Annotated in this window: 1 protein-coding gene; it reads right to left on the bottom strand. The window is 46.6% G+C overall.

Going from position 1 to position 2448, the window contains the following annotated elements:
* The coding region (locus tag QQK09_RS18945) for a hypothetical protein (protein ID WP_284205769.1) at window positions 1-2448 on the bottom strand (2448 nt) is incomplete at both ends.

Here is a 2448-nt window from a genome sequence, read left to right as displayed (position 1 = left end):
TACCTGTTAAGCCTGGTTGTGCTGTTTGGAACGCAATCGTCGCGATTTCATCGGCGCCAACATCTAATGGGATCTGTCCATTCACCACGTTAATGGCAGCCGATTCGTTAATGGTAACGCCCGTTATGTCTTCACCAAACACAGCGTCAGCACCATCGGTAATAATGATATCCACGTTAGCCGGTTTATCTAAATCATCACCGTCGGTATCGGTTGCTTGTACTGGGACATTAATGTGTAAATCATCACCGTCAAATGTCACGTAACCTGCGGTGTCTGTGTCGTTATGATCAAGTGGAAGCTGTTGCGTAATCACGACGGTGACGTTGATATCTTGACCTTGCTGCGCACCAGATAAGGCAACGGTTACTGCAACCGTGCCGTCAGCAAGTTCACCGATTAAATCACCGTTAGTATTAACACTAAAGGTCAATGGTTGTCCGCCAGAACTGAGATCGTTTTGCAGTTCAGTGATTAAATCAGCTTGTAAGCTAGGATCAATTTTAACCGAATCGGGTACAAGGCGGTCTTCACCTGCCGCAATCACAAAGGCGCCAGATTTTATCGCTGGGTAACTGGTATCACTGTCACCAACATTAACGCCATCACCTGCCGTGTCTAAATCACCTTCGGTCAGTGTGACTGTACCTTGATCATCACCTGCGGCATTGCTGCCATCGGTGATGGTAATATTCATTGCGCCATCGCTGTTATCGCCATCTTTATCAGTGGCGGTGACATTTAAGTTGAATTGGGTTGATTCACTGTCAGCTTGATCAACAGGCCCTGTGATCGTCAGTTCGTATGAACCATCAGTCGCGATAACCACCGTCATCACAGTTGCGTCCGCGCTGTCGAGTACGGTTAAGGTATCGCCTGCTACCGTAAAGGTCGTCGCTGCACCATTACTGGTAATACCTGTTAAGCCTGGTTGTGCTGTTTGGAAGTCAATCGTCGCGATTTCATCAGCGCCAACATCTAATGGAATTTGTCCACTCACCACGTTAATGACAGCCGATTCGTTAATAGTAACGCCCATTATATCTTGACCAAACACAGCATCTGCGCCATCGGTAATAATGATATCGACATTCGCCGGTTTATCTAAATCATCACCGTCCGTATCAATCGCTTGTACTGGCACATTAATATGTAAGTCATCACCGTCAAAGGTGACATAACCACCATCACTTAACCCATTATGATCTAACGGGACATTCTGCGTAATGGTTACAGTCACGTTGATATCTTGACCTTGCTGTGCACCAGATAAGGCAACGGTTACTGCAATTTCACCATTTAATAAACCAACAAGATTACCATCACCATCGACGCTAAAGGTCAGTGGTTGACCGCCGGAACTGAGTTCATTTTGTAGTTCAGTGATTAAATCCGCTTGTAAGCTAGGATCAATTTTAACCGAATCGGGTACGAGTCTATCTTCACTCGCTTTGATAACGAAAGTACCTGATTGTGATGCGGGATAACTGGTATCAGATCCACCCACACCATTGCCATCAACATCTAAATCCCCTTCGGTCAGTGTGACTGTGCCTTGATCATCACCGGCAGCATTGGTGCCATCGTTGATGGTAATATTCATTGCGCCATCGCTGTTATCGCCATCTTTATCAGTGGCGGTGACATTTAAGTTGAACTGGGTTGATTGACTATCGCTTTGATCAACAGGCCCTGTGATCGTCAGTTCGTATGAACCATCGGTCGCGATAACCACCGTCATCACGGCTGCGCCCGCGCTGTCGAGTACGGTTAAGGTATCGCCTGCCACTGTAAAGGTCGTCGCTGCACCATTACTGGTAATACCTGTTAAGCCTGGTTGTGCTGTTTGGAACGCAATCGTCGCGATTTCATCGGCGCCAACATCTAATGGAATTTGTCCACTCACCACGTTAATGGCAGCCGATTCGTTAATGGTAACGCCCGTTATGTCTTGACCAAACACAGCGTCTGCGCCATCGGTAATAATGATATCCACATTCGCCGGTTTATCTAGATCATCACCGTCGGTATCGGTTGCTTGTACAGGCACATTAATGTGTAAATCATCACCATCAAAGGTCACGTAACCTGCTGTGTCTGTGTCGTTATGATCAAGTGGCAGCTGTTGCGTAATCACGACTGTGACGTTGATATCTTGACCTTGCTGTGCACCAGATAAGGCAACGGTTACTGCAACCGTACCGTCAGCAAGTTCACCGATTAAATCACCATTAGTATTAACACTAAAGGTCAGTGGTTGTCCGCCAGAACTGAGTTCATTTTGTAGTTCAGTGATTAAATCCGCTTGTAAATCGGGATCAATTTTAACCGAATCGGGTACAAGGCGGTCTTCACCTGCCGCAATCACAAAGGCGCCTGATTTTATCGCTGGGTAACTGGTGTCAGTATCACCAATATTAACGCCATCACCTGCCGTGTCTAAATCCC

The sequence above is a fragment of the Psychromonas marina genome (assembly GCF_030161115.1).
Taxonomy (GTDB): domain Bacteria; phylum Pseudomonadota; class Gammaproteobacteria; order Enterobacterales; family Psychromonadaceae; genus Psychromonas; species Psychromonas marina.
Note: the sequence above shows the minus strand (reverse complement) of the source record. Positions and strands in the feature narration are given on the sequence as shown.